The organism is Paracoccus ferrooxidans, assembly GCF_029909815.1.
Lineage (GTDB): Bacteria > Pseudomonadota > Alphaproteobacteria > Rhodobacterales > Rhodobacteraceae > Paracoccus > Paracoccus versutus.
Map to the genome: position 1 here is coordinate 440364 of NZ_CP038198.1, position 23099 is coordinate 463462.

Here is a 23099-nt window from a genome sequence, read left to right on the forward strand (position 1 = left end):
ATCGGAAGGGGACGATCAGGCGATGATGCCCAGGATGTCGCTTTCCTTCATGATCAGCAGTTCTTCGCCATCGACCGAGACCTCGGTGCCCGACCATTTGCCGAACAGCACCCGGTCGCCGGCCTTGACCGCGGGCGCGATCAGCTCGCCCGAATCCTTGCGCGCGCCTTCGCCCACGGCGATGATCTCGCCCTCGGCGGGTTTTTCCTTGGCGCTGTCGGGGATGATCAGCCCGCCCTTGGTTTTCTCGTCCGACTGGACGCGACGGACCAGAACGCGGTCGTGCAGCGGTTTGAAAGCCATTGTAGAACACTCCGGTGTTTCAGGTTGCAGTGTTGCAGCTGTTGGCACTCGGATCGGGTGAGTGCCAATGGCGAACCATCTAGGCGCCTGCCCGCGGCCTGTCAACGGTCTGCAATCGCGAAATCGGCCATGAAATCCGCTTGACGGGCTTTCCGCGGCGCGGCTAGGCCGAAGGGAAAGCAGCGGGGGCGGAGCTTATGGTGGAACGGCGTCTGAAGGCCCTTGTCATCGCCGAGGCGGCGAACCCGGAATGGGTCTCGGTGCCGCTGGTCGGCTGGTCGCTGGCCCATGCGCTGCGCGGGGTGGCCGATGTGCATATCGTCACCCAGGTCCGCAACCGCGAGGCGATCCTGCGCGCCGGCCTGGTCGAGGGGCGCGATTTCACCGCCATCGACAGCGAGAAGCTGGCCGCGCCGATGTGGCGGCTGGCCGAGCGGCTGAGCATGGGCAAGGGCGTGGGCTGGACGATGAAGACCGCGGTCTCGACCCTGGGCTACGGCTATTTCGAGCGGCTGGTCTGGCGCGCCTTCGGCCCGGCGATCCGCGCCGGGCAATACGATGTCGTGCATCGGGTGACGCCGCTGACGCCGACGGCGAACAGCCGCATCGCGCCGCTTTGCGCCCGCGCGGGCGTGCCCTTCGTCCTGGGGCCGCTGAACGGCGGCGTGCCCTGGCCCAGGGGGTTCGACAGCGAGCGGCGGCGGGAAAGGGAATGGCTGTCCTATGTCCGCGGCGCCTACAAGGCGCTGCCGGGCCGCGGCGCGATGCTGCGCCATGCCTCGGCCATCCTCTGCGGCTCGCTGCACACGCTGGGCGAGATCCCGGCGCGCTACCGGGCCAAGACCGTCTGGCTGCCGGAAAACGCCATCGAGCCCTCGCGCTTCAGCCTGACCGCGCCGCAGCCCGGCACATTGCCGCTGCGCGGCTGCTTCATCGGCCGGCTGGTGCCCTACAAGGGCGCCGACATGGCGATCGAGGCGGCGCTGCCCTTGCTGCGCGACGGCCGGATGGTGCTGGACATCGTCGGCGACGGCCCGCAGGCCGAGGCGCTGCGCGACCTGGTCGCCCGCGAAGCGGTGGGGCAGGCGGTGCGTTTCCACGGCTGGCTGCCGCATGCCGAGGTGCAGGGCGTCGCGGCGCAGGCGCAGCTTCTGGTGTTCCCCTCGGTGCGCGAGTTCGGCGGCGGCGTGGTGCTGGAGGCGATGGCGCTTGGCGTGGTGCCGGTGATCGCCGATTACGCGGGACCGGGCGAGCTGGTCGACGACGCGACGGGTTTCCGCATTCCGATGGGCCGCCGCGCCGATCTGGTGGCGGGGCTGCGCGCCCGGCTGGAGGCCATCGCCGCCGATCCGGCGGTGCTGCCCGCGATGGCGGCGGCGGGGCAGGCCCGCGTCATGCGCGATTTCACCTGGGCCGCCAAGGCCGCGCAGGTCGAGCGCATCTGGCGCGCGGTCGCGGCCGGGGCGCCCCCGCCGCAGGAGCTGCCGCTGCCGCGCTAGGCTGGCGCCCTGCGCGCGCCCGTGCCATGCTGCCGCCATCCTCGATGCCGGAACCGATCCCATGCGCCTCAAGCCGATCCTGACCGCCCTTTTCGCCGCCGCGACCCTGGCCTTGCCGGCGGCGGCGCAGGATTGCGTGGGCCAGAACCTGTTCGAGCGCATGCCGCCCGCGCGGCTGGCCGAACTGCACGCGGCCGCCGAGGGCGTGCCCTATCGCCAGGGCCTGTTCTGGCGGGCCGAAAAGGGCGAGCGGCGGGTGACGCTGCTGGGCACCTATCACTTCGCCGATCTGCGCCACGGCCTCGCCATGGACCGCTTCGGCCCCGAACTCGACGAAGCCGCCCTGCTGATGGTCGAGGCCGGCCCCGAGGAAGAGGCGCGGCTGACCCAGGCCATGGCCGCGGACCCGTCCCTGCTGGTCGATCCCGAGGGGCCGACCCTGCCCGAGCGCTTCACCGATGCCGAGTGGAAATCGCTGGCGGCCGCGCTGGAGGCGCGGGGCCTGCCGGCGGTGATCGCCAGCCGGCTGCGGCCCTGGTATGTGGCGGTCATGCTGGGGGTCTCGCCCTGCATGATGCGGCTGATCGAGGAAAGGGGCGATCCCGGCGGGCTCGATCACCTGCTGGTGGAACGCGCCCAGGCCGCCGGGGTGCCGGTTCGCGCGCTGGAGCCCTGGGACACGGTCCTGACCCTGTTCGCGGACATGACCCCCAGGGAAGAAGAGGACATGATCCGCGCCGCCATGCCCGCCGCCGAATATGCCGACGATTACGCGGTGACGCTGGCCGATACCTATTTCGCCGGCGACAGCTGGCTGATCTGGGAGTTCGGCCGTTTCGACGCCTATGACCATTCCGGCCTGAGCCGGGCCGCGGTCGACGAGCAGATGCGGCTGGCGCAGGAAAAGCTGATGGACCGGCGGAACGAAAGCTGGATCGAACCGATTGAGCAGGCGGCGGCCGAGGCGGCCGGGCAGGGCAAGGGCGTGGTGATCGGCTTTGGCGCGCTGCACCTGCCGGGAGAGCATGGCGTGCTGCGGCTGCTGGAGGAAAGGGGCTGGAGCATCAGCCCGATCATGCTGGAGGAGGGGACGGGCGATGGCGGATGAGCTTTGGCGCGAGGAACGCGAATTCTGGCTGGCCGGGGTGGCCGAGGCGGCGCGCAAGCTTGACGGCTCCTGCCTGATGGCCTTTCAGCCCAGGGGCATCATGAACCGCGCCGCGGTGATCGCCGCGCTGCAATCCGCCCCGCGCTGGCAGGAAGTGACCATGGCCGACCGCGCCAGCATCGAGACCGACGAGGTTTGCGTGCTGGCCTATCGCGCCACCGCGCGCCGCGCCGGGGCCGAGACCTATCGCGCGCTCTGCACCACGACCTGGATCCGCCGCGCCGGCGACTGGCGCATCCTGCAGCACCAGCAGACCCCGGTCTGATGCTGCAAGACCTGCGCAGGCACCTGCGCTTCCTGCTGAGCTTTGCGCTTGGCCTTGCCGCGGGGCTGGCGCTTTACCGCATGCAGCCGGTGGACCGGCTGCTGGTCTTTTCCGTGCTGTTCTGCACCGGCTACCTGCTGCTGACCGGGCTTCTGATGCGGGGCATCAGCGCGCAGGATCTGCGCGGCCAGGCCGACCGCGACGACGAGGGGATGATCCTGATCGTGCCGCTGGCCGTCGGCGCGGTGGCGATCAGCCTGGCCGCCATCCTGCTGACGATCCGCGACCCCCATGCCGGGATCGCGCTGCGCCCGGTGCTGGCGCTGGCCTCGGTGCCGCTGGGCTGGGCGATGATCCATACCGTCATGGCCTTCCACTATGCCAGCCTGTGGTATGCGCCCGGCCCGGACGGGACCGAGGCGCGGGGCCTGGGCTTTCCGGGCCTGGCCCCGGACGCGGATGCGGGGATCTGGGATTTCCTCTATTACAGCTTCACGCTGGGCATGGCGGCGCAGACCGCGGACGTGACGGCGCTGAGCACGCGGATGCGGCGGGTGACGCTGTTCCATTCGGCCTTCTCGTTCTTCTACAACACCGTGCTGCTGGCGCTGGCGGTGAATGCGGCCGTCTCGCCGGGTTGATAGACATTGCCGGGCCGCGCCCCTATAACCCCGGCGAATTTTCCGCCCAAGCTTCAGGGGATCCCCATGATCAAGGTTTTCGGCCACAAGGCCCCCGACACCGATTCGACCGGCTCGCCCATCATCTGGGCCTGGTATCTGTCCGAGGTGCGCAAGACCCCCGCGCAGGCCGTGCTTCAGGGCGAGCCGAACACCGAGGCCGCCTGGATGCTGGCGAAATGGGGCCTCGACCAGCCCCAGATCATCGCCGACGTGGCGCCGGGCGAGCAATGCGTGGTGGTGGACACCAACAACCCCGCCGAGCTGCCCGATTCGCTGGCCGAGGCCGATGTGATCGAGATCATCGACCACCACCTGCTGGCCGGCGGCATCCGCACGCGCCTGCCGATCAACATCACCATCCGCCCGCTGGCCTGCACCGCGACGATCATGCACGACCTGATCGGCGACGAGGATCTGGCCCGCGCGCCCCGCGCCATCAAGGGCGCGATGCTGACCTGCATCCTGTCGGACACGCTGGAGTTCCGCAGCCCGACCACCACGCCCCACGACCGTTTCGTGGCCGAGAAGCTGGCAAAGGATCTGGGCGTCTCGATCCCCGAATACGCGGCCGAGATGTTCGCGGCCAAGTCGGACGTGTCGGCCTTTACCGAGGAAGCCCTGCTGCGTATGGACAGCAAGGAATACGAGCTGGGCGGCAAGCAGCTGCGCGTCTCGGTGCTGGAGACGACCGCGCCGCAGGTGCTGCTGGACCGCAAGGCGGCGCTGATGGCCGCCATGCCCGCCGTTGCGGCCGCCGATGGCGCCGACGAGGTGCTGCTGTTCATCGTCGACATCCTGAACGAGGAAGCGACCTTGCTGGTGCCGAACGATTTCGTCCGTCAGGTCGCCGAGAAAAGCTTCAACGCCACGGTTTCGGGCGACAGCGTGGTGCTGCCCGGCGTCATGTCGCGCAAGAAGCAGATCATTCCGGCCCTGGCCGTCTGACCGAAGGGCAGTTCCATGACGCAGATCATCCGCTCGCTTGACGAGATCGCACCGAATTACGACGTCCTGTTCTGCGATCTCTGGGGCTGCCTGCACAATGGCGTCGCGGCCTTCCCGGCCGCGGTCGCCGCCTTGCAGGGCTTTCGCGCCGGCGGCGGGCGGGTGGTGCTGCTGACCAATGCGCCGCGCCCGCGCCGCTATGTGGCGGCGCAGCTGGACGCCATGGGCGTGCCGCGCGACGCCTGGGACGCCATCGTCAGCTCGGGCGATGCGGCGCAGGACGCGATGTTCGCCGGCGCCGTCGGCCGCCGGGTCTGGGCCATCGCCCAGCCCAAGGACGAGGGCTTCTTCACCGACATCCCCGAGGAATGGCGCGATGCCCCGGCCATTTCCCGCGTCGCGCTGGACGAGGCCGAGGGCATCGTCTGCTGCGGGCTTTTCGACGACCTGGTCGAGGTGCCCGAGGATTACCGCGCCCGGCTGATGCTGGCGCGCGAACGCGGGCTCAAGCTGCTTTGCGCCAACCCGGACGTGGTGGTGGACCTGGGCGAGAAGCGGCTTTACTGCGCCGGCGCCCTGGCCGAGCTTTACGAGGATCTGGGCGGCACCTCGCTGTATTTCGGCAAGCCGCATCCGCCGATCTATGACCTTGCCCGCCGCCGGCTGGGGCTGGGCGAGGATGCCCGCATCCTGGCCATCGGCGACGGCATCGCCACTGATATCGCCGGCGCGACGGGCGAGGGGCTGGACGCGCTGTTCATCACCGGCGGCCTTGCCTTCGACCAGTTCGGCGCGGATGTGGAAAACCCCGACCCGGCCCGGCTTGGGGAATGGCTGGCGCTGCGGTCGCAGAACCCGGCCTATGCCATCGGCCGGCTGCGCTGAACGGTTCGGTAACAATCCGTCCTTTCGGATGGTGCCCGTGTTATTTTGTTGCGCGCCCATGCTTTTGCTGCTATGCAGCATGAAGCCACTCATCGGGAGCATTGAATGATGCTGGACAACCTTCCGCGCGGCACGATCGTCATCGAGGATCTCGAGGTCGGGATGATGCGCTACCTGCAGAAGGTAGTGACCGACGAGGATATCGAGATGTTCGCCCAGGTCTCGACCGACCGCAATCCGGTGCATCTGGACGAGGCCTATGCGCAGGACACCATCTTCGAGGGGCGCATCGCCCATGGCATGCTGACCGCCGGGCTGATCTCGGCCGTGATCGGCGAGCAGCTGCCCGGCCACGGCACGGTCTACCTGGGCCAGACGCTGAAATTCATGGCCCCCGTCCGGCCCGGCGACATGGTGCGCGCCGAGGTCACGGTCGAGGCGATCGACCACGCAAAGCGCCGCGTGACCCTTGCAACCCGCTGCCTCGTCGGCGATACGGTCGTCCTGAAAGGCGAGGCGGTCGTTCTGGCGCCAAGCCGCAAATTCGACTGACAGGGCCGGCCGCCGGCCCACCGGGGGCCCGATTGCGCATCCATCACGACTGGAAAGCTCTGCCGCTCGATGCCCGCGGGGCCACCGTCGCCATGGGCAATTTCGACGGCGTCCACCTGGGCCATCGCTCGGTGATCGACGCGGCGCGCGCCGCCTGCGACGCGGCGCTCGGCGTCATCACCTTCGAGCCGCATCCGCGCGAATTCTTCGCCCCCGACGCGCCGCCTTTCCGGCTGATGAACGTGGAATCGCGGGCGAACCGGCTGGCGCGGCTGGGGGTGGACCATCTTTACCAACTGCCCTTCGACGCGGTGCTGGCCGGGCTTGCGCCCGAGGCCTTCGCGCGCGAGGTGCTGGTCGAGGGGCTGGGCGTGCGCCATGTCACCGTCGGCTCCGACTTCTGCTTCGGCCGCAAGCGGTCGGGCGATGCGCAGACCCTGGCCCGGCTGGGCCGCGAGATGGGCTTCGGCGTCACCGTGGCGCCGCTGATCGGCGATGGCGCGGTGCAATACAGCTCGACCGCGATCCGCCAGGCGCTGACCGAGGGCCGCACCCGCGACGCCGAGCGCATGCTGGGCCATTGGCACCGCATCGACGGCGAGGTGCTGCATGGCGACAAGCGCGGCCGCGACCTGGGCTATCCGACCGCGAACATGGCGGTCGAGGGGCTGCACCTGCCGGCGCTCGGCATCTATGCCGTGCTGGTCGACGTGCTGACCGGGCCGGACCGCGGCAGCTACAAGGGCGTGGCCAGCCTTGGCGTGCGGCCGATGTTCGGCGAGAACCGGCCCAACCTGGAAGTGCATGTCTTCGATTTCGCCGCCGACCTCTATGGCCAGCACCTGTCGGTCGCCCTGGTCGAATACCTGCGCCCCGAGGCCAAGTTCGACACGCTCGACGCGCTGGTCGCGCAGATGGACCGCGACAGTGCCCAGGCCCGCGAGATCCTGGCGACCCGCTGATGCGCGAACGGTTCTGGGAACTGCCGCTGGCGCGCCTCGACAAGGAGGAATGGGAGGCGCTTTGCGACGGCTGCGGCAAGTGCTGCCTCAACAAGATCGAATATGAGGATACGGGCGAGCTGGCCTTTACCCGCGTCGCCTGCCGGCTGCTGGACGGCGAGACCTGCCAATGTTCCAGCTATGCCAACCGCCATGATTTCGTTCCCGATTGCGTCGTCCTGACGCCCAAAAAGCTCAAGGAGATCGCCTGGTGGCTGCCCTCGACCTGCGCCTACAGGTTGCGCGCCGAGGGCAAGCCGCTTTACGACTGGCACTATCTGATCTCGGGCGATCGCGAATCGGTGCATCGCGCCGGCGCCTCGGTGCGCGGCTGGACCGTCAGCGAGCTTTCCGTGACCGAGGACGACTGGGACGAGCATATCATCGAGGATCTTTCATGAATTTCGCCTCGGACAATGCGGGCGGCGTGCATCCCCGCATCATGGCCGCGCTTGCCGCCGCGAACGAGGGCCATGTGCCCTCCTACGGCCAGGACAGCATCACCCGCGCCGCCCAGGACCGCCTGCGCGAACTGTTCGACGCGCCCGAGGCGGCGGTGCATTTCGTGGCCTCGGGCACCGCGGCCAATGCGCTGTCCCTGTCGCTGCTGGCGCCGGGCTGGGGCAAGATCTTCTGCCATGCCGACGCCCATGTGCAGACCAGCGAGACCGGCGCGCCCGAGTTCATGACCGGCGGCGCCAAGCTTGTCCCGGTGCCCGGCGCCGGCGGCAAGATCACCCCCGAGGCGCTGGCCGAGGCGCTGGTGGTCCATGGCCGCGATTCGGTCCATGCCGGGCGGAACGCTGCGCTGACCCTGACCAACGCGACCGAATGGGGCACGGTCTACACCCCGGACGAGGTCGATGCCCTTGCCGCCGTCGCCCGCGATGCCGGGCTGGGGCTGCATATGGACGGGGCGCGCTTTGCCAATGCGCTGGCCGGGCTGGACGTGGCGCCGGCCGACCTGACCTGGCGGGCGGGCGTGGACATCCTGTCGCTGGGCGGCACCAAGGACGGCTGCATGGGGGTCGAGGCGGTGCTGCTCTTCGACCCCGCGAAATCCGAGGAGTTCGAGTTCCGCCGCAAGCGGGCCGGGGCGCTGGTCTCGAAGCATCGCTATCTGGCGGCGCAGGTGTTGGCCTGGCTCGAGGGCGACCTGTGGCTGCAGCTGGCGCGCCACGCCAATGCCATGGCGCATGAGCTGGCGCTGGGTCTGGCGCGGCTGCCGGGCGTGCGCATCGACCAGCGCGTCGAATCGAACGCGGTCTTCGCCACCATCCCGGCCGATCTGCATCGCCGCGCCTGCGCCGGCGGCCTTTGCTATCACCTCTGGCCGCACAGCCGGAAGGCCGAGGATGACGAGCCGGTCGGCGTCCGGCTGGTCTGCGGCTGGGACACGCGGCTCGAGGACGTGACCGGCGCCTTGCAGGCCCTGGCCTGACGCGGCCCGGCGGGCGGCGGCGTCGCCTTGGCCTTGGGCAGCCCGGCGGGCGCGACCTGATCTTGCTGTGTGGGTATACCGTCCGGCATTCGCCCCCGCATTGCCGCACCCCTAGGTCAGCGCGGCCTTCAGCAAAGCCAGCGCGTGTTCCACGGTGGCGGCGCGCACCGCGGCGCGGCCGCGGGGGCCGAAATCCACCGTCTCGGTGCTGACGCCGTCGGCATCGGCGATGCCGAAGCAGACCCGGCCCTCGGGCTTGTGCTCGGACCCGCCGGGGCCGGCGATGCCGGTGACCGCGACAGCGACGCCGGCCTGCGAACGGGCCAGCGCGCCGGAGGCCATCTCGGCCGCGATTTCCTCGCTGACCGCGCCGTGGGCCTCCAGCGTCTCGGGGCGGATGCCCAGCATCTCGACCTTGGCGGCGTTGGAATAGGTGACAAAGCCCCGGTCCACCGCGTCCGACGAGCCCGGCACGTCGGTCAGCCGCCCGGCGATCAGCCCCCCGGTGCAGCTTTCGGCGGTGGCGATCATCACCCCGCGCCTGCGCGCCAGGTCCAGGACTTCGGCCGGGTCGGTCACAGCATCGGCTCCAGCACGGCATGGTAAAGCCCGGCCAGGATGACCGAGACCACGCCGGCGAACAGGCCCGCCCACAGGTCGTCCGCCATCACGCCCAGCGTGCCGCCGCGCCGGTCCGCGCGCCCGACCAGCCAGGGCTTCCAGATGTCGAACAGCCGAAACAGCAGGAAGGGCGCGACGAAGCCCGGCCAGGCCGCCAGGATCGAGACGCCCTTCTGCGCCAGCGGGATCACGGTGAAGCACATGGCCAGCCATTGCCCCGCCACCTCGTCGATGACGACCCAGGACGGGTCGCCGTCGGCGCTTTGCGCCAGTACGCGCGGCACCGCCCAGAAGCCCAGCACGGTCGCCAGCACGAAACCCGCCGGCACCAGCATCGGATGCAGCCATTCATAGGCCGCGACCCCCAGCACCACCGCGGCGGCCGAGCCCCAGGTGCCGGGCGCCGGCCGCAGGTGGCCGATGCCGAAGAATGTCGCGATCAACTTGTCCATGATTACCCCTTGACCAAAGTGACGGTGGCAATGGCGGCGATGCCTTCCTCGCGCCCGGTGAAGCCCAGCCGTTCCGAGGTGGTGGCCTTGACGCTGACCCGGTCGGGCTCGACCCCGACGATCTCGGACAGCCGCAGCGCCATGGCGCCGGCATGGGGCCCGACCTTGGGCCGCTCGCAGATCAGCGTCACGTCGGCGTTCGAGATCTCATAGCCCATCTGCCGCGCCAGCATCGCGGCATGGCGCAGGAAGATATGGCTTTCCGCGCCCTTCCATTGCGGGTCCGAGGGCGGGAAATGCCGGCCGATGTCGCCCTGCGCCAAGGCGCCATAGATCGCGTCGGTCAGCGCGTGCATCCCCACGTCGGCGTCGGAATGGCCCAGCAGCGCCTTGTCATGCGGGATCTTCACCCCGCACAGCCAGACATGGTCGCCTGTGGTGAAGGCATGCACGTCGAAACCATTGCCAAGCCGGATGTCCATCGCGTCCCCCAGGATACGCTTGGCCCGCGCGAAATCCTCGGGCCAGGTCAGTTTCAGGTTGTCCTCGTCCCCCGGCGTCACGGTGACGGGCAGGCCGGCGCGGATCGCCAGCTCCACGTCGTCCGCCGCGCCCTCGGGATGGGCGCGATGCGCGGCCAGGATGGCGTCCAGCGCAAAGCCCTGCGGGGTCTGGGCGCGAAACAGCCCCTCGCGGCTGGCGGTGCCGGTGACGCGGCCGTCCGCGGCCCGCCACAGCGCATCGGTGACGGGCAGGGCGGGGGCGGCGGCGGGCGCACCGGCGGCAAGCGCCGCGACCACGCCGTCGATCACGCGGGGCGAAACCAGCGGCCGGGCGCCGTCATGGATCAGCACATGGGTCACGCCGCTGCCTTCCAGGCTTTCCAGCGCCGCGCGCACGCTGTCGCTGCGCGTCGCGCCGCCGGCGACCAGCACCACCGGGCCGGCAAGCTCGGCCAGGCCGCGCGCCATGTCCTCGGGCGCGAGCGTCACCACGATGCGCGGGAAGCCGGAAAAGGCGGCGATGCTGCGCTCGAGCACGCTTTGCCCGGCCAGGCCGCGCCATTGCTTGGGCAGGCCCTCGCCTGCGCGGGTGCCGCGGCCCGCGGCGGTGATGATGGCGGCATATGTGGCGGGTATCGTCATAGCCGCCAGATGTAGGTCAGCCGCCGCCCCGAGGCAATCGCCGCCGGTCAGGCGTTTCGTCGCGGCCAAAAGACGCAGCCGGTAGTGGCCCATGGCGCGGCTTGTGCTTATAAGGACGGCCATGTGCCGCCTGCCATTCAGCCAAGGATTCCCGTCATGACCGATCCCGCCGTCACCGATCTTTCCAAGGATGCCGCCGCCCGCGCCGCGGTGGCGCTGGTCGAGCCGGGGATGCGGCTGGGGCTGGGGACCGGCTCGACCGCGGCGATCTTCGTGCGCCGCCTGGCGCAGCGGGTGCAGGAGGAAGGCTTTGCGCTGCGCTGCGCCGCGACCTCGAAGGCGACGGCGGAGCTGGCGACCGCGCTGGGGCTGACGGTCGAGGACCTGGACGCCATCGGCTGGCTGGACCTGACCATCGACGGCGCCGACGAGGTGGACCCGGACCTGAACCTGATCAAGGGCGGCGGCGCGGCGCATCTGCGCGAAAAGATCGTCGCCACCGCCTCGGACCGCATGGTGGTCATCGCCGACCAGGGCAAGGTGGTGGACCGGCTGGGCGCCTTTCACCTGCCGGTCGAGGTGATTCCCTTTGGCTGGCAGGCGACCAGGACGCTGATCCAGCGCGCGCTGGACCGGCTGGAGCTGACCCAGCGCCCGATCCTGCTGCGCAAGCGGGCCGATGCGCCCCTGCGCACCGACGAGGGCAACCTGGTGCTGGACCTGGCGCTGGAATCGATCCCCGATGCCGAGGCGCTGGCGGCCGAGCTGTCCGCGATCGCCGGGGTGGTTGAACACGGGCTGTTCCTGAATATCTGCGAGCTGGCGATCATCGGCTGCCCGGACGGGTCGGTGGTGGAGTTGCGGCGCGAGGACATGGCATGAAATTCGACTACGACCTTTTCGTCATCGGCGGCGGCTCGGGCGGGGTGCGCGCGGCGCGGATCGCGGCCAGCGAATACGGCGCCCGCGTCGGCCTGGCCGAGGAAAGCCGCATGGGCGGCACCTGCGTCATCCGCGGCTGCGTCCCCAAGAAGCTGATGATCTTCGCCTCGCAAGCCGGCGCCGCGGCGGCCGAATCGCGCGGCTACGGCTGGCAGGGCGCGGGCGAGGGCCGCTTCGACTGGGCCGAGTTCCACGGCAAGCTCCTGCGCGAACTCGACCGGCTCGAGGGCGCCTATACCTCGGGGCTGGTGAATGCCGGGGCCGAGGTCCACATGCAGCGCGCCCGGCTGCACGACGCGCATACGGTCGAGCTGGCCGACGGCCAGCGCCTGAGCGCCAAGCATATCCTGATCGCGGTCGGCGGCCGGCCGCAGCGCCCCGACATTCCGGGCAAGGAACTGGGGTTGATCTCGGACGACCTGTTCACGCTCGACAGGCTGCCGGGCCGGGTGCTGGTGGTGGGCGGCGGCTTCATCGCCTGCGAATTCGCCACCATCCTGCAGGGGCTGGGCAGCGCCACCGTGCTGGCCTATCGCGGCGATGCGGTGCTGCGCGGCTTCGACGCCGAGATGCGCCGCCATGCCACCGAGCAGCTGCGCGCCATCGGCGTCGACGTGCGGCTGGGCACCAACCCGGCGCGGCTGGACCGCGAGGGGGCGGGCGTCCGCGTCACCTTCGAGGATGGCGGCAGCGAGATCTTCGACGCGGTGATGTTCGCCACCGGCCGCGCGCCCTATACCAAGGGGCTGGGGCTCGAGGAGGCCGGCGTCCGGCTGGGCCGCAGGGGCGAGATCGCGGTGGACGAATGGTCGCAAAGCTCGGTGCCGTCGATCTATGCCGTGGGCGACGTGACCGACCGGGTGAACCTGACCCCGGTCGCGATCCGCGAAGGGCACAGCTTTGCCGACACGGTCTTCGGCGCCCGGCCGCGCAAGGTCGACCACCGGCTGGTGGCCAGCGCCGTCTATACCCGCCCGCATGAGGTGGCGACCATCGGCCTGACCGAGGAAGAGGCCGAGGCCTGCGGTCCCGCCGACATCTATGTCGCCAGCTTCCGGCCCATGCGCTCGCTTTTCGCCGGCTCGGATGCGCGGGCGGTGATGAAGCTGGTGGTGGATGGCGAGACCGACAAGGTGCTGGGCTGCCACATCTTCGGCCCCGAGGCGGGCGAGATGATCCAGATGATCGCGATCCCGCTCGGCATGGGCGCGACCAAGGCCGATTTCGACGCCGCCATCGCCGTGCATCCGACGCTGGCGGAAGAGCTTGTGACCATGCGCAAGCCTTCGCGCCGCGTGGGGGCGGCAAAAATGGACAAACCCGCCGCATCGGCTTGATTTTCCGGCCGAAGGCACCAGTTTCAACCAGACAGACATCAAGCGAGGCACGAGAGGTATGGCAGGACAAGGCCCCTGGGGCGGCGGCGGAGATGACGGCAAGGGCGGCAAGCAGCCGCCGCAAGGGGGCGGCCAGCCTCCCTGGGGCAGTCCGGGCGGCGGCAGGGACGACCGGCCGCAGGGTCCGCGCCGCGGCGACCAGATCCCCGAGATCGAGGAACTGGTGCGCAAGGGCCAGGACCGGCTGCGGGTGCTGATGGGCGGCAAGGGCGGCGGCGGTGGCAACCGCGGCGGCGGCCCGCGCCGGCCGCAGGGCCCGCAATTCCAGATGAGCCGCGGCACCTGGGGCATCGCGGCGCTGGCCGTGCTCGCGGTCTGGGCCTTTTCCAGCTTCTACACCGTCAAGCCCGAGGAACGCGCGGTCGAGCTGCTGTTCGGCAAGCCCGTGGGCACCGGCGAGCCGGGCCTGAACTTCGCGCCCTGGCCCGTCGTCACCGCCGAGGTGGTGCAGGTCTCGGGCGAGCGGACCACGGAGATCGGCACCGGCCGCGCCGGGCCGATGGATTCGGGGCTGATGCTGACCCGCGACCAGAACATCGTGGACATGGCCTATCAGGTGGTCTGGAACATCTCGGACCCCGAGAAATTCCTGTTCAACCTGGCCGATCCCGACGACACCATCCGCGCCGTCTCGGAATCCGCCATGCGCGACATCGTGGCGCGTTCGGAACTGGCGCCGATCCTGAACCGCGACCGCGGCGCCATCGCCGACGACCTGAAGCTGGCGGTGCAGAACACGCTGAACGACTACGAGGCCGGGATCAACGTGCTGCGCGTCAACCTGGACCGCGCCGACCCGCCGCGCGAGGTGATCGACAGCTTCCGCGAGGTGCAGGCCGCCCAGCAGGAACGCGACCGGCTGGAGAAAGAGGCCGACGCCTATGCCAACCGCGTGCTGGCCAGCGCCCGAGGCGAGGCCGCCGCCGTGATCGAACGCGCCGAGGCCTATCGCGCCGAGGCGGTGAACAACGCCGAGGGCGAGGCCGCGCGCTTCAACTCGGTCTATGACGAATATGTCAAGGCGCCGGAGGTCACGCGCCGCCGGATGTATCTGGAAACCATGGAGAAGGTTCTGGGCGGGGTGAACAAGGTCATCCTCGATGGCGAGGCCGGGCAGGGCGTGGTGCCCTATCTGCCGCTGGATCAGCTGCGCAGCGGGGCCTCGGGCTCCGGCAACACCAATACCGGCGGGGGGAACCAGTGATGAACCGTGCAATCTCGCTTCTGGCGCTGCCCTTCCTGGTCGTGGTGGCGGTCCTGGTCATCGCCGCGCTCTATATCGTCGACGTGCGCGAAAAGGCGCTTGTCCTGCGCTTCGGCGAGGTGGTCGAGGTGCGCGAGGAGCCGGGCCTGGGCATCAAGGTGCCCTTCCTCGACAATGTGGTGAAATACGATGCCCGCATCCTGGGCCTGCCGACCCCGCCGATGGAGGTCACGCCGCTGGACGACCGCCGCCTGGTGGTCGATGCCTTCGCGCGCTGGCAGATCACCGACGTGGTGCAGTTCCGCCGCGCGGTGGGCTCTGGCGGCATCGAATTCGCGCAGCGCCGGCTTGAGCCGATCGTGACCAATGCGATCCGGCAGGTGCTGGGCTCGGTGCCCTCGACCACGGTGCTGTCGGACGACCGCACGCCGCTGATGAACCGCATCCGCGACCTGGCCCGCGACGACGCCCGCGACCTGGGCATCCGGGTCATCGACGTGCGCCTGACCCGCACCGACCTGCCCGAGCAGAACCTGACCGCGACCTATGCCCGGATGCGCGCCGAGCGCGAGCGCGAGGCCGCCGACGAGATCGCCCGCGGTGGCGAGGCCGCGCAGCGCGTTCGCGCCGCCGCCGACCGCACCGTGGTCGAGCTGACCTCGGAAGCGCGCAAGCGGGCCGAGGTGGTGCGCGGCGAGGCGGATGCCCGCCGCAACGCCATCTATGCTGACGCTTTCGGCCGCGATCCCGAGTTCTTTGCCTTCACCCGCTCGATGACCTCCTATGAGCGGGCGCTGAAGGGCGAGAACAGCTCGCTGGTGATCCAGCCCCAGGGCGAGTTCTTCGACTATCTGCGCAATGACGGCGCGGACCGGGCCAATCCGGTGCCGGTGCCGACGCCCGCCGCCACCGAGCCCGAGTCGGAGTCCGAGTCGGAGGAGGAGCCGCAGACCGAAGGCGCGCTGCAACCGGGCGAGACCCCGGCGCCGGCCGAAACCGACCGCACCGGCCAGCCCCTGGGCTCCAGCGCCGGGGTGACGCTGACGCCGCTGCCGGAATCGCTGGCCAGCCCGCCGCAGGAAGAGCCGGTGGTGCCGCCCGCCGCGACGCCGGCGCCGGCCGACTGATCCGCGGGACGAACAGCGCAAAAGGAAAGGCGGGACGCGGCTTGCGTCCCGCCTTTTTCATGCCGGGGGCCGACGGTCACTCTAGGCCGATGAGCTTGCTGTCCTGCCGCTGTTCCTCTTCCGACAATTCGCGCTGCCATTCCCGCCAGATCGAGACCAGCAGCGCCATCAGCACCGGGCCGACGAACAGCCCGACGATGCCCATGGTCTTGACCCCGCCGATCAACCCGAAAAAGGTCGGCAGGAAGGGCAGCTTGACCGGACCGCCGACCAGGACCGGGCGGATGGTCTTGTCCACCACGAACAGCTCGCAGGTGCCCCAGATGAACAGCGCCGCCCCGGCAAAGGGCGTGCCGCTGGCCACCAGATAGGCCGAGACCAGGGTGAAGGACAGTGGCGCGCCGCCGGGGATCAGCGCCATGAAGCCGGTGATGACGCCGAATGTCACCGGCGAGGGCACGCCCGCCAGCCAATAGGCGATGCCCAGGATCACCCCCTCGCCGATGGCGATCAGCGTCATGCCGGTCACGGTCGAGCTGATGGTGGCGGGCACCACGCGCGACAGCCGGCTCCAGCGGTCGGGCAGGATGCGGCGGCCGACCTGGTCGATCTGCGCCACGATCCTGTCGCCGTCGCGGTAAAGCACGAACAGCGTGATCAGCATGAACAGCAGCGTCAGCGCCAGGTGGAAGGCCAGCGTGCCCGCCGTCACCGCGCCGCGATAGATCGCGCCGATGTTCGAGCCGCTGACCAGCTGCACGATCTCGCTGATGCCGCCGGGGCGGCCGACATAGGTCTGCCAGTTCTCGTCCAGCCAGTCGCCGACCTGCGGCAGCTCGACCATCCAGCCCGGCGTCGGCGCGCCCGAGCTGTTGACCACGATCGCCCAGTTGATCCAGTCGCGCAGCTCGCGGAAGGCATAGATCAGCGCCATGGCGATGGGGATCAGCAGGAAGCAGACCAGCACCAGCACCAGCAGCGTGGCCGCGCCGGTGCGGCCCAGGTTCAGCTGGTGGGCCGCGCGCTCGCGCAGGGGCCAGCTGGCCAGCGCGATCACCATGGCCGCCAGCACCGGCACCAGGAAGCCGTGGAAGAAGTAGATCGAGGCCGCCACGATGGCCAGCAGCAGCCAGCGCGCGGCCGAGATATTGGTCAGCAGGGGCGGCCGGTGCAGGCGCAGACCGACCTGTTTCGGGCTTTGCTGCAGGGCAGCGGCGGGGTTCGGCTCGGTCGTGGTCGTGGGTTTCGGCATTTCGCCTGTCGTCATGGTTCCCGGTCCTGACTGCGGGCGGCTCGCGCGCCCGCCCTGTCGCAACGAGATAACATCTGGCCCCCGGCTGCAAGACGGAATGCCGCCTCGGGCCCGGCCGCTCCCGGATTTCCCGGCTCACGATCCTGTGGGCGGCGCGTGACAGCCGCGGCCATCCGCGCTAACCTGGCGCCACCAAGGGGAGCCCCGGCAAGGGGCTGAGAAACCGCTGGCCCGGCGCGACCTGCAACGGGCGGCGCGGTGACCCTTTGAACCTGACCCGGATCATGCCGGCGGAGGAATGGGAATGACGCACCTGCCTTTTGCCGGCCTCACCGCGAGGCCGCCGCACCGACGGTCTCGCCCCCAAGCCATGAGGGCATGATGACCGAAAGTTTCTTTGAGACCCTGCGCCGGGAATGCGCGACGGAATGGTCCGCCGCCGTCGGCCACCGCTTCGTGCGCGAAGTTTGCGACGGCAGCATCGCGGATGCGGCGATGGCGCGCTACCTGGTGCAGGACCACCGTTTCCTCGACGCCTTCCTGACGCTTCTGGGCGCCGCCATCGCCTCGGCCGACCGTTTCGAATCGCGGCTGCGCTTCGGCCGCTTCGCCGGCATGGTCTCGGGCGAGGAGAACGACTATTTCCTGCGCGCCTTTGCCGCGCTCGGCGTAGGCGAGGCGGACCGCGCCGCAATTCCCGACAGCGCCCCTACCGCGGGTTTCCAGGCGCTGATGCGCGAGGCGGCCGAGACGCGCGCCTATCCCGCCGTTCTGGCGGTGCTGAACGTGGCCGAGGGGCTCTATCTCGACTGGGCCATGCGCGCGACCCAGCCGCTGCCGGCGAATTTCGTCCATGCCGAATGGATCACGCTGCACGACAATCCCTTCTTCCGCGATTTCGTCGGCTTCCTGCGCGACGAATTCGACCGGGCAGGCCCCGAGGCCGCAGAGCAGGCGCGGGACTTCTTCCGCCGCGCCGTTACGCTGGAACTGGCGTTTTTCGACGATGCTTTCGCTTCTTAGCGATCAATCCTCGATAATTTCCATCTCGGGCGGGCTGCCGGGCGGCCCGCTTTCGCGATAGTCCAGCACGATGCGCGCCAGCCCGGCCGGGGCCAGGCGCTGGGAGGTGTGGCGCATCTCAGCGAGGCTCCACCAGCGGAATTCGCGGATGGTGGCGGCTTCGGGCGCGTCCTGGATCGCCGGGGTGAAGCCGGGGGTCTCGACCAGGAAATAATCCTCGGACTGCCGCCAGCGCTGCCGGTGCAGCGTCATGGTCACGCGGCGCCGCCAGACCAGCGGGCCCAGGGCGGGCAGGGCCAAGCCCAGCTCCTCGGCCAATTCGCGGCGCAGGGTCTGTTCCGGCGTCTCGCCCGGCTCGGTGCCGCCGCCGGGGGTGATCCACCAGTCGCCGCCGCCGTAATCGACCCGCATCAGCAGCACCCGGTCCTCGGGCGTCAGCAGAATGGCCCGCACGGCCTGCCTGTCGATGATCCGCATGTTCCTTGCCCTGAAAACGCCCGGCCTGCCGGGCTAGCACATGCCCGGCCAAGGGCGGCGTGGCCTGCGGCCTCCGCGATCGGGAAAGCTCGCCCGACGCGATATGCCGGCTCCCGCCGCGCGCCTCTGCGCCCGCGAAATGGAAAAGCCCCGCCGGGGCGGGGCTTTCCATGGCATCGCGCTCAGTTGCGCTCCTTGTCCACCATCTTGCCCTTGGAGATCCAGGGCATCATGCCGCGCAGCTTCTCGCCGACCTTCTCGATCTGGTGTTCGTCGTTGATGCGGCGGGTCGCCTTGAAGAAGGGCTGGCCCACGGCGTTCTCCTGCATGAAGTCGCGCACGAACTTGCCGGTCTGGATGTCGGTCAGCACCGCCTTCATCCGCGCCTTGGTCTCTTCATAAGGCAGCACGCGCGGGCCCGAGACGTATTCGCCATATTCCGCGGTGTTCGAGATCGAATAGTTCATGTTGGCGATGCCGCCCTCGTAGATCAGGTCCACGATCAGCTTCACTTCGTGCAGGCATTCGAAATAGGCCATTTCCGGCTCGTAGCCGGCCTCGACCAGGGTTTCGAAGCCCATGCGGATCAGCTCGACCAGGCCGCCGCACAGCACCGCCTGCTCGCCGAACAGGTCGGTTTCGCATTCCTGGCGGAAGTTCGTCTCGATGATGCCCGAGCGGCCGCCGCCGATGGCCGAGCAATAGCTCAGGCCGATGTCCATGGCCTTGCCGGTGGCGTCCTGATGCACCGCGACCAGGCAGGGCACGCCGCCGCCCTTGACATATTCGCCGCGCACGGTGTGGCCGGGGCCCTTGGGCGCCATCATGATCACGTCCACGCCGGGCTTGGGCTCGATCAGGCCGAAATGCACGTTCAGCCCGTGGGCAAAGGCGATGGCCGCGCCTTCGCGCAGGTTGTCATGCACGTATTTGCGATAGGTCTCGGCCTGCAGCTCGTCGGGCATGGTGAACATGATCAGGTCGGCCCAGGCGGCGGCCTCGGCGATGCCCATGACCTTCAGCCCCTCGGCTTCGGCCTTCTTGGCCGAGGCGGAACCCTCGCGCAGGGCGACGACCAGGTTCTTGGCGCCGGAATCGCGCAGGTTCAGCGCATGGGCATGGCCTTGGCTGCCATAGCCCAGCATGGCGATCTTCTTGTCCTTGATCAGGTTCACATCGCAGTCGCGATCGTAATAGACACGCATCGGGATCTCCCTCGTTTCGATGCGAGGGTTCTAGCAGCGTTCCGACAGCAGTTCTGTGCAATCTTCGCGGATGTCCTGGAAGTTTGGCGACAATCATGCTAAGAATGCCATAGAGGTGAAAAATTCATGCCCGACGCGACCGACCGCCGCATCCTGCGCCAGCTTCTGGCCGATCCCGACATCGCGAACGCCGATCTGGCCGAGCGGGCAGGGGTCACGCCGGCCAGCCTGTGGCGCCGGCTGGAACGGCTGCGCCAGGCGGGGGTGATCCGCGCCACCGAAGCCCGCATCGACTGGCGCAGGCTTGGCTACGAGGTGCAGGTCAGCCTGCGCTTTACCCTGGACAAGACCCATCCCCGCGCCTTCGACGAATTCATCGCCGCCGCCCGGCGCGTGCCGGAAGTGACCGAGATCCAGACCTTCCTGGGCTCGGTCGATCTGCGGCTGTCGGTGATCGCCCGCGACATGGCGCATTGGCAGCAGCTCTATCGCGAAAGCATCCTGACCCTGCCACATGTGGCCGACAGCGATGCGCTGATGCTGGTCTCGACCATCAAGGACGTGCAGGAGCTGCCGCTGTGAGCTTTCACCCCGATGCGACGGATCTGGCGATCCTGCGGCTTCTGGCCGAGGATGCGACGCGCGGCGCGGCCGAGATCGGCCGGATCCTGGGCCTGACCCAGCCCGCGGCTTGGCGGCGCATCCGCCGGCTGACCGAGGCGGGGGTGGTCGCCGGGCGCCGGGTGGTGGTGGACAAGCCCGCCCTGGGCTTCGGCGTCACCGTGTTCCTGGGCATCCGGCTGGCCGCCAAGGGCCGCGTCAGCCTGGAGGATTTCGAGCGCGCAGTGACGGCGATCCCCGAGGTGCAGGTTGTGCAGCACGTGCTGGGGCAGTTCGACTACCGCCTGCGCATCCATGCCCGCGACATCGCCGATTTCGAGCGCATCCTGCGCCGCCGCATCATGACCCTGCCCGGCGTGGGCCAGGTCGAGGCCAATGTCATGCTTTCAGAAGAACGCCGGCCGGGGCCGCTTTAGCCCGGCGGCTGTCGGGCCCGCGCATCTGGAAACGCAGGCTTGCCGCGGGAATGCAGCCGGCCGCGCGGCCTCGTGCCCGCTATGCAGCGGTTACAGGTTGCCCAAGCGGTCCGGCTTGCAGGGAGGGCGGAATGCCAAGGCGGAATGCCAAGGGCGGAATGCCAAGGGCGGAATGCCAAGGGCGGAATGCCAAGGGCGGAATGCCAAGGGCGGAATGCCAAGGGCGGAATGCCAAGGGCGGAATGCCAAGGGCGGAATGCCAAGGGCGGAATGCCAAGGGCGGAATGCCAAGGGCGGAATGCCAAGGGCGGAATGCCAAGGGCGGAATGCCAAGGGCGGAATGCCAAGGGCGGAATGCCAAGGGCGGAATGCCAAGGGCGGAATGCCAAGGGCGGAATGCCAAGGGCGGAATGCCAAGGGCGGAATGCCAAGGGCGGAATGCCAAGGGCGGAATGCCAAGGGCGGAATGCCAAGGGCGGAATGCCAAGGGCGGAATGCCAAGGGCGGAATGCCAAGGGCGGAATGCCAAGGGCGCCTGGTCCTGCCGGACCATGGCGCCCTCGTTGCTTGGCGGCGGCGAACCCCTCGGCCGGTGGGGTCAGGGGCCGAGGACCCGGCAGCTTTGCTGCCGCGCGGCGATCCGGCCGCAGGCGAGTTCCGCGGTTTCCCGGTTCATCCCGACGAAATTCGCCTCGAATCCCCGCTTGGTATTGGCGACGCGGCTCAGCGCGCTGCCAAGCGCGCCGCTTTCCTGAAGCGCGGTTTTCAGCAGCATCTGCTCGGCCTCGTATTGCGAACGGAACAGGCCCAGCGAGACGCCCCAGCCCTTGCCGCCCGAATCCGATCCGCGGGCGACGATCTCGGTCGGCGCGGGCGCGGCATCCTCTTCGGGGTCGAGCGAGGCGAGGATGATCGTCTCGGACCGCTGCGCCGGGGCCGGCGAGGCCAGCAGCGCCATGCTTTCCGGCTGCGGTTGGGTCGCCTGCACGAACAGCGAGGGCGAGCCCGCCGCCGGCGCGGAAAGCCCGGCCGAACGGTCGTCGCGCGGCGCTGGGGCAGGGCGGACGGCATTCACCGGCACGGCCGCGGGTTCCGAGGCATCGCCTTCTTCCGGCCGCGCCTCGGGCCGGGCGGCGCGGGCCAGCAGTTCGGGATCGGTCGCGACATTGGCGAACTGGCCGGTGCCGGGCTTGCGCGCCGGCCGGGCGCTGGCGGCAAGGGAGCTGCCGCTGCGGGCAGGGGCCGGTGCCGCGGCCGCCTGGGCGCGCGAGACCGCGGCCGAGATCGCCGCCGGCGTCACCACCGCCACGGTCGAGGCTCGCGCCACCGGACGGTCCGAGCTGGCAAGCCGCACGGTCGCCGCCTGCTGCGGTTCGGTGCGGGCGACCTGCACGGTGCGGCGCACCTTCTTCTCGGCCACCAGCTGCGGCGGCGCGGGCTTCACCTCTCGCACACGGGTGGGGGCCTTTCCGAAGCCGGCGTCCAGCAGCTGGGCCATGACCTGGTTGCGATGCGCCGTCGAGGTGCCGCCCAGCACCGTGGCGATGATCCGCTTGGAGCCGCGCTTGGCCGAGGCGGTCAGGTTGAAGCCCGCCGCCCGCGTATAGCCGGTCTTGATGCCGTCCGCGCCCTCGTAGCTGTCGAGGAAGCGCTTGTTGGTGCTGGCGACGGTGGCGATCCCCGCATCGGCCGAGCGGCGCGAGAAGATCGAGTAATATTGCGGGAAATCGTAGAACAGTCGCCGCCCGAGGACCGTCATGTCGCGGGCGGTGGAATAATGCCCCTCGGCCGTCAGGCCGTTGGCGTTGCGGAAATGCGTGTTGCGCATGCCCAGGGCACGGGCCATCTGGGTCATCTGCGCGGCGAATTTCGCCTCGGATCCCGCCAGCCCCTCGCCGATCACCGTGGCCGCGTCATTGGCGGATTTCACCGCCGCCGCGCGGATCAGGTAGCGCAGCTCGATCCGCTGGCCCGGCTTCAGCCCCAGCCGCGAGGGCGGTTGTGCGGCCGCATGGCTGGACACCAGGAACTTGCTGTCCAGCCGCACCTGCCCGCGCTCGACGGCGCTGAAGGCCATGTAGAGCGTCATCATCTTGGTCAGCGAGGCCGGATGAAGCCGCGTATCCGCGTTCTGCGCATAGATTTCCTGCCCGGTGCGCGCATCCATGACGAAGGCCGCGAAGGGGGCGGCGGCCACCGCCATGGGCAATGCCCAGGCGAATAGGATCATCAGTCCCAAGCGGACTTTTCTGGTGATTCTGCTCACTGTCCCGGTCTCTTCTGCCTCTGAGGGTCCGTTCATTATGCGGGCCCTTCATTAATGAAATGACAATAACACGCATTCCCGTGTTCGGAAACCGCAAGTTTGCGCCCATGCCGCGCAATCTGCCGCAGGTTGCCGGGGCTTTCGCATCCCGGCGGCGGGGGCGGGGCTTATCAAGCGCGGGGAAAGGCTCTATATTCGGTCCCAGAACC

The 23099-nt window shown here is 69.5% G+C and carries 25 protein-coding genes and 1 riboswitch; of the genes, 17 read left to right on the plus strand and 8 right to left on the minus strand.

Annotation, left to right across the window (positions count from 1 at the left end; genetic code table 11):
• Window positions 1-15: 15 nt before the first annotated feature.
• Window positions 16-303 (minus strand): co-chaperone GroES, encoded by a 288-nt coding sequence (groES, locus tag E3U26_RS02210; protein WP_036758429.1) that lies wholly within the window; start codon window positions 301-303, stop codon window positions 16-18.
• Window positions 304-500: 197 nt separating this feature from the next.
• On the opposite strand from groES, the gene E3U26_RS02215 reads away from it, so the two are divergent.
• The 10 genes from E3U26_RS02215 to E3U26_RS02260 all read left to right on the plus strand — a co-directional run bounded on the left by E3U26_RS02215 (window position 501) and on the right by E3U26_RS02260 (window position 8742).
• Window positions 501-1802 carry a glycosyltransferase family 4 protein gene (locus E3U26_RS02215; protein WP_072463616.1) on the plus strand — a complete coding sequence of 434 codons (1302 nt, stop codon included), beginning with the start codon at window positions 501-503 and terminating at the stop codon, window positions 1800-1802.
• Window positions 1803-1863: 61 nt separating this feature from the next.
• Window positions 1864-2910, plus strand: coding sequence for a TraB/GumN family protein (locus E3U26_RS02220; RefSeq protein ID WP_449044501.1), 1047 nt, complete (start codon window positions 1864-1866; stop codon window positions 2908-2910).
• Window positions 2900-3235 carry a DUF4440 domain-containing protein gene (locus E3U26_RS02225; protein WP_036758438.1) on the plus strand — a complete coding sequence of 112 codons (336 nt, stop codon included), beginning with the start codon at window positions 2900-2902 and terminating at the stop codon, window positions 3233-3235. The genes E3U26_RS02220 and E3U26_RS02225 overlap by 11 nt, the downstream gene beginning before the upstream one ends.
• Window positions 3235-3876 carry a DUF1345 domain-containing protein gene (locus E3U26_RS02230; RefSeq protein ID WP_116222760.1) on the plus strand — a complete coding sequence of 214 codons (642 nt, stop codon included), beginning with the start codon at window positions 3235-3237 and terminating at the stop codon, window positions 3874-3876. The genes E3U26_RS02225 and E3U26_RS02230 overlap by 1 nt, the downstream gene beginning before the upstream one ends.
• A gap of 66 nt (window positions 3877-3942) precedes the next feature.
• Window positions 3943-4863: a manganese-dependent inorganic pyrophosphatase gene (locus E3U26_RS02235; protein ID WP_036758444.1), complete on the plus strand. Its 921-nt coding sequence runs from the start codon at window positions 3943-3945 to the stop codon at window positions 4861-4863.
• Window positions 4864-4878: 15 nt separating this feature from the next.
• On the plus strand, window positions 4879-5748 hold the full coding sequence (locus E3U26_RS02240) for a TIGR01459 family HAD-type hydrolase (protein WP_036758447.1): 870 nt from the start codon (window positions 4879-4881) through the stop codon (window positions 5746-5748).
• Window positions 5749-5856: 108 nt separating this feature from the next.
• On the plus strand, window positions 5857-6300 hold the full coding sequence (locus E3U26_RS02245) for a MaoC family dehydratase (RefSeq protein ID WP_036758533.1): 444 nt from the start codon (window positions 5857-5859) through the stop codon (window positions 6298-6300).
• Window positions 6301-6332: 32 nt separating this feature from the next.
• Window positions 6333-7262, plus strand: a complete 930-nt coding sequence (locus tag E3U26_RS02250; RefSeq protein WP_036758451.1) for a bifunctional riboflavin kinase/FAD synthetase — start codon at window positions 6333-6335, stop codon at window positions 7260-7262.
• A complete protein-coding gene (locus tag E3U26_RS02255) occupies window positions 7262-7702 on the plus strand; it encodes a YcgN family cysteine cluster protein (protein ID WP_036758454.1) in 441 nt (146 codons plus the stop codon). The genes E3U26_RS02250 and E3U26_RS02255 overlap by 1 nt, the downstream gene beginning before the upstream one ends.
• Window positions 7699-8742, plus strand: coding sequence for a threonine aldolase family protein (locus E3U26_RS02260; protein ID WP_499105329.1), 1044 nt, complete (start codon window positions 7699-7701; stop codon window positions 8740-8742). Before E3U26_RS02255 ends, E3U26_RS02260 begins: the two co-directional genes overlap by 4 nt.
• A gap of 111 nt (window positions 8743-8853) precedes the next feature.
• Here E3U26_RS02260 and E3U26_RS02265 read toward each other — a convergent pair whose 3' ends face one another.
• The 3 genes from E3U26_RS02265 to E3U26_RS02275 are packed head-to-tail and all read right to left on the minus strand — an operon-like array spanning window position 8854 to window position 10960.
• Entirely contained in the window at window positions 8854-9273 is a 420-nt protein-coding gene (locus tag E3U26_RS02265; RefSeq protein WP_499105813.1) for a CinA family protein, read from the minus strand.
• Window positions 9274-9317: 44 nt separating this feature from the next.
• Entirely contained in the window at window positions 9318-9815 is a 498-nt protein-coding gene (locus tag E3U26_RS02270) for a phosphatidylglycerophosphatase A family protein (RefSeq protein WP_072463621.1), read from the minus strand.
• Window positions 9816-9817: 2 nt separating this feature from the next.
• A complete protein-coding gene (locus E3U26_RS02275; RefSeq protein WP_499105814.1) occupies window positions 9818-10960 on the minus strand; it encodes a bifunctional 2-C-methyl-D-erythritol 4-phosphate cytidylyltransferase IspD/2-C-methyl-D-erythritol 2,4-cyclodiphosphate synthase in 1143 nt (380 codons plus the stop codon).
• Between the two features lie 147 nt (window positions 10961-11107).
• Here E3U26_RS02275 and rpiA point away from each other — a divergent pair, with 147 nt between their 5' ends.
• From rpiA to hflC, 4 genes are read left to right on the plus strand one after another with little or no spacing between them, the layout of a single operon-like run.
• Window positions 11108-11842, plus strand: a complete 735-nt coding sequence (gene rpiA, locus E3U26_RS02280; protein WP_370362688.1) for a ribose-5-phosphate isomerase RpiA — start codon at window positions 11108-11110, stop codon at window positions 11840-11842.
• Entirely contained in the window at window positions 11839-13239 is a 1401-nt protein-coding gene (gene gorA, locus E3U26_RS02285; RefSeq protein ID WP_499105330.1) for an NAD(P)/FAD-dependent oxidoreductase, read from the plus strand. Before rpiA ends, gorA begins: the two co-directional genes overlap by 4 nt.
• 58 nt (window positions 13240-13297) lie before the next feature.
• Entirely contained in the window at window positions 13298-14503 is a 1206-nt protein-coding gene (hflK, locus tag E3U26_RS02290) for an FtsH protease activity modulator HflK (protein WP_036758471.1), read from the plus strand.
• Window positions 14503-15630 (plus strand): protease modulator HflC, encoded by a 1128-nt coding sequence (gene hflC / locus E3U26_RS02295; protein ID WP_499105331.1) that lies wholly within the window; start codon window positions 14503-14505, stop codon window positions 15628-15630. Before hflK ends, hflC begins: the two co-directional genes overlap by 1 nt.
• Window positions 15631-15706: 76 nt before the next feature.
• Here hflC and E3U26_RS02300 read toward each other — a convergent pair whose 3' ends face one another.
• A complete protein-coding gene (locus E3U26_RS02300) occupies window positions 15707-16897 on the minus strand; it encodes an AI-2E family transporter (protein WP_036758477.1) in 1191 nt (396 codons plus the stop codon).
• Between the two features lie 170 nt (window positions 16898-17067).
• Window positions 17068-17198, plus strand: a riboswitch (TPP riboswitch).
• A 65-nt stretch (window positions 17199-17263) separates the two neighbouring features.
• Here E3U26_RS02300 and E3U26_RS02305 point away from each other — a divergent pair.
• On the plus strand, window positions 17264-17905 hold the full coding sequence (locus E3U26_RS02305; protein ID WP_499105332.1) for a TenA family protein: 642 nt from the start codon (window positions 17264-17266) through the stop codon (window positions 17903-17905).
• 3 nt (window positions 17906-17908) lie between these two features.
• Here the strand turns inward: E3U26_RS02305 and E3U26_RS02310 are convergent, their stop codons facing one another.
• Together E3U26_RS02310 and ilvC are read right to left on the minus strand one after the other, a co-directional pair.
• Window positions 17909-18382 (minus strand): NUDIX hydrolase, encoded by a 474-nt coding sequence (locus E3U26_RS02310; protein ID WP_499105333.1) that lies wholly within the window; start codon window positions 18380-18382, stop codon window positions 17909-17911.
• 182 nt (window positions 18383-18564) lie between these two features.
• Entirely contained in the window at window positions 18565-19587 is a 1023-nt protein-coding gene (gene ilvC, locus E3U26_RS02315; RefSeq protein WP_036758482.1) for a ketol-acid reductoisomerase, read from the minus strand.
• Window positions 19588-19713: 126 nt separating this feature from the next.
• On the opposite strand from ilvC, the gene E3U26_RS02320 reads away from it, so the two are divergent.
• Together E3U26_RS02320 and E3U26_RS02325 are read left to right on the plus strand one after the other, a co-directional pair.
• On the plus strand, window positions 19714-20169 hold the full coding sequence (locus tag E3U26_RS02320) for an Lrp/AsnC family transcriptional regulator (protein WP_499105334.1): 456 nt from the start codon (window positions 19714-19716) through the stop codon (window positions 20167-20169).
• Window positions 20166-20624, plus strand: a complete 459-nt coding sequence (locus E3U26_RS02325) for an Lrp/AsnC family transcriptional regulator (RefSeq protein ID WP_072463627.1) — start codon at window positions 20166-20168, stop codon at window positions 20622-20624. Before E3U26_RS02320 ends, E3U26_RS02325 begins: the two co-directional genes overlap by 4 nt.
• Before the next feature lie 598 nt (window positions 20625-21222).
• Here E3U26_RS02325 and E3U26_RS02330 read toward each other — a convergent pair.
• Window positions 21223-22854, minus strand: coding sequence for a D-alanyl-D-alanine carboxypeptidase family protein (locus E3U26_RS02330; RefSeq protein ID WP_258551861.1), 1632 nt, complete (start codon window positions 22852-22854; stop codon window positions 21223-21225).
• Window positions 22855-23099: the final 245 nt, after the last annotated feature.

Coding starts and splice junctions, on each gene's coding strand:
- groES (WP_036758429.1), bottom strand. CDS start 303: ATGGCTTTCAAACCGCTGCACGACCGCGTTCTGGTCCGTCGCGTCCAG.
- E3U26_RS02215 (WP_072463616.1), top strand. CDS start 501: ATGGTGGAACGGCGTCTGAAGGCCCTTGTCATCGCCGAGGCGGCGAAC.
- E3U26_RS02220 (WP_449044501.1), top strand. CDS start 1,864: ATGCGCCTCAAGCCGATCCTGACCGCCCTTTTCGCCGCCGCGACCCTG.
- E3U26_RS02225 (WP_036758438.1), top strand. CDS start 2,900: ATGGCGGATGAGCTTTGGCGCGAGGAACGCGAATTCTGGCTGGCCGGG.
- E3U26_RS02230 (WP_116222760.1), top strand. CDS start 3,235: ATGCTGCAAGACCTGCGCAGGCACCTGCGCTTCCTGCTGAGCTTTGCG.
- E3U26_RS02235 (WP_036758444.1), top strand. CDS start 3,943: ATGATCAAGGTTTTCGGCCACAAGGCCCCCGACACCGATTCGACCGGC.
- E3U26_RS02240 (WP_036758447.1), top strand. CDS start 4,879: ATGACGCAGATCATCCGCTCGCTTGACGAGATCGCACCGAATTACGAC.
- E3U26_RS02245 (WP_036758533.1), top strand. CDS start 5,857: ATGCTGGACAACCTTCCGCGCGGCACGATCGTCATCGAGGATCTCGAG.
- E3U26_RS02255 (WP_036758454.1), top strand. CDS start 7,262: ATGCGCGAACGGTTCTGGGAACTGCCGCTGGCGCGCCTCGACAAGGAG.
- E3U26_RS02260 (WP_499105329.1), top strand. CDS start 7,699: ATGAATTTCGCCTCGGACAATGCGGGCGGCGTGCATCCCCGCATCATG.
- E3U26_RS02265 (WP_499105813.1), bottom strand. CDS start 9,273: ATGATCGCCACCGCCGAAAGCTGCACCGGGGGGCTGATCGCCGGGCGG.
- E3U26_RS02270 (WP_072463621.1), bottom strand. CDS start 9,815: ATGGACAAGTTGATCGCGACATTCTTCGGCATCGGCCACCTGCGGCCG.
- E3U26_RS02275 (WP_499105814.1), bottom strand. CDS start 10,960: ATGACGATACCCGCCACATATGCCGCCATCATCACCGCCGCGGGCCGC.
- gorA (WP_499105330.1), top strand. CDS start 11,839: ATGAAATTCGACTACGACCTTTTCGTCATCGGCGGCGGCTCGGGCGGG.
- hflK (WP_036758471.1), top strand. CDS start 13,298: ATGGCAGGACAAGGCCCCTGGGGCGGCGGCGGAGATGACGGCAAGGGC.
- hflC (WP_499105331.1), top strand. CDS start 14,503: ATGAACCGTGCAATCTCGCTTCTGGCGCTGCCCTTCCTGGTCGTGGTG.
- E3U26_RS02300 (WP_036758477.1), bottom strand. CDS start 16,897: ATGACGACAGGCGAAATGCCGAAACCCACGACCACGACCGAGCCGAAC.
- E3U26_RS02305 (WP_499105332.1), top strand. CDS start 17,264: ATGACCGAAAGTTTCTTTGAGACCCTGCGCCGGGAATGCGCGACGGAA.
- E3U26_RS02310 (WP_499105333.1), bottom strand. CDS start 18,382: ATGCGGATCATCGACAGGCAGGCCGTGCGGGCCATTCTGCTGACGCCC.
- ilvC (WP_036758482.1), bottom strand. CDS start 19,587: ATGCGTGTCTATTACGATCGCGACTGCGATGTGAACCTGATCAAGGAC.
- E3U26_RS02320 (WP_499105334.1), top strand. CDS start 19,714: ATGCCCGACGCGACCGACCGCCGCATCCTGCGCCAGCTTCTGGCCGAT.
- E3U26_RS02330 (WP_258551861.1), bottom strand. CDS start 22,854: ATGATCCTATTCGCCTGGGCATTGCCCATGGCGGTGGCCGCCGCCCCC.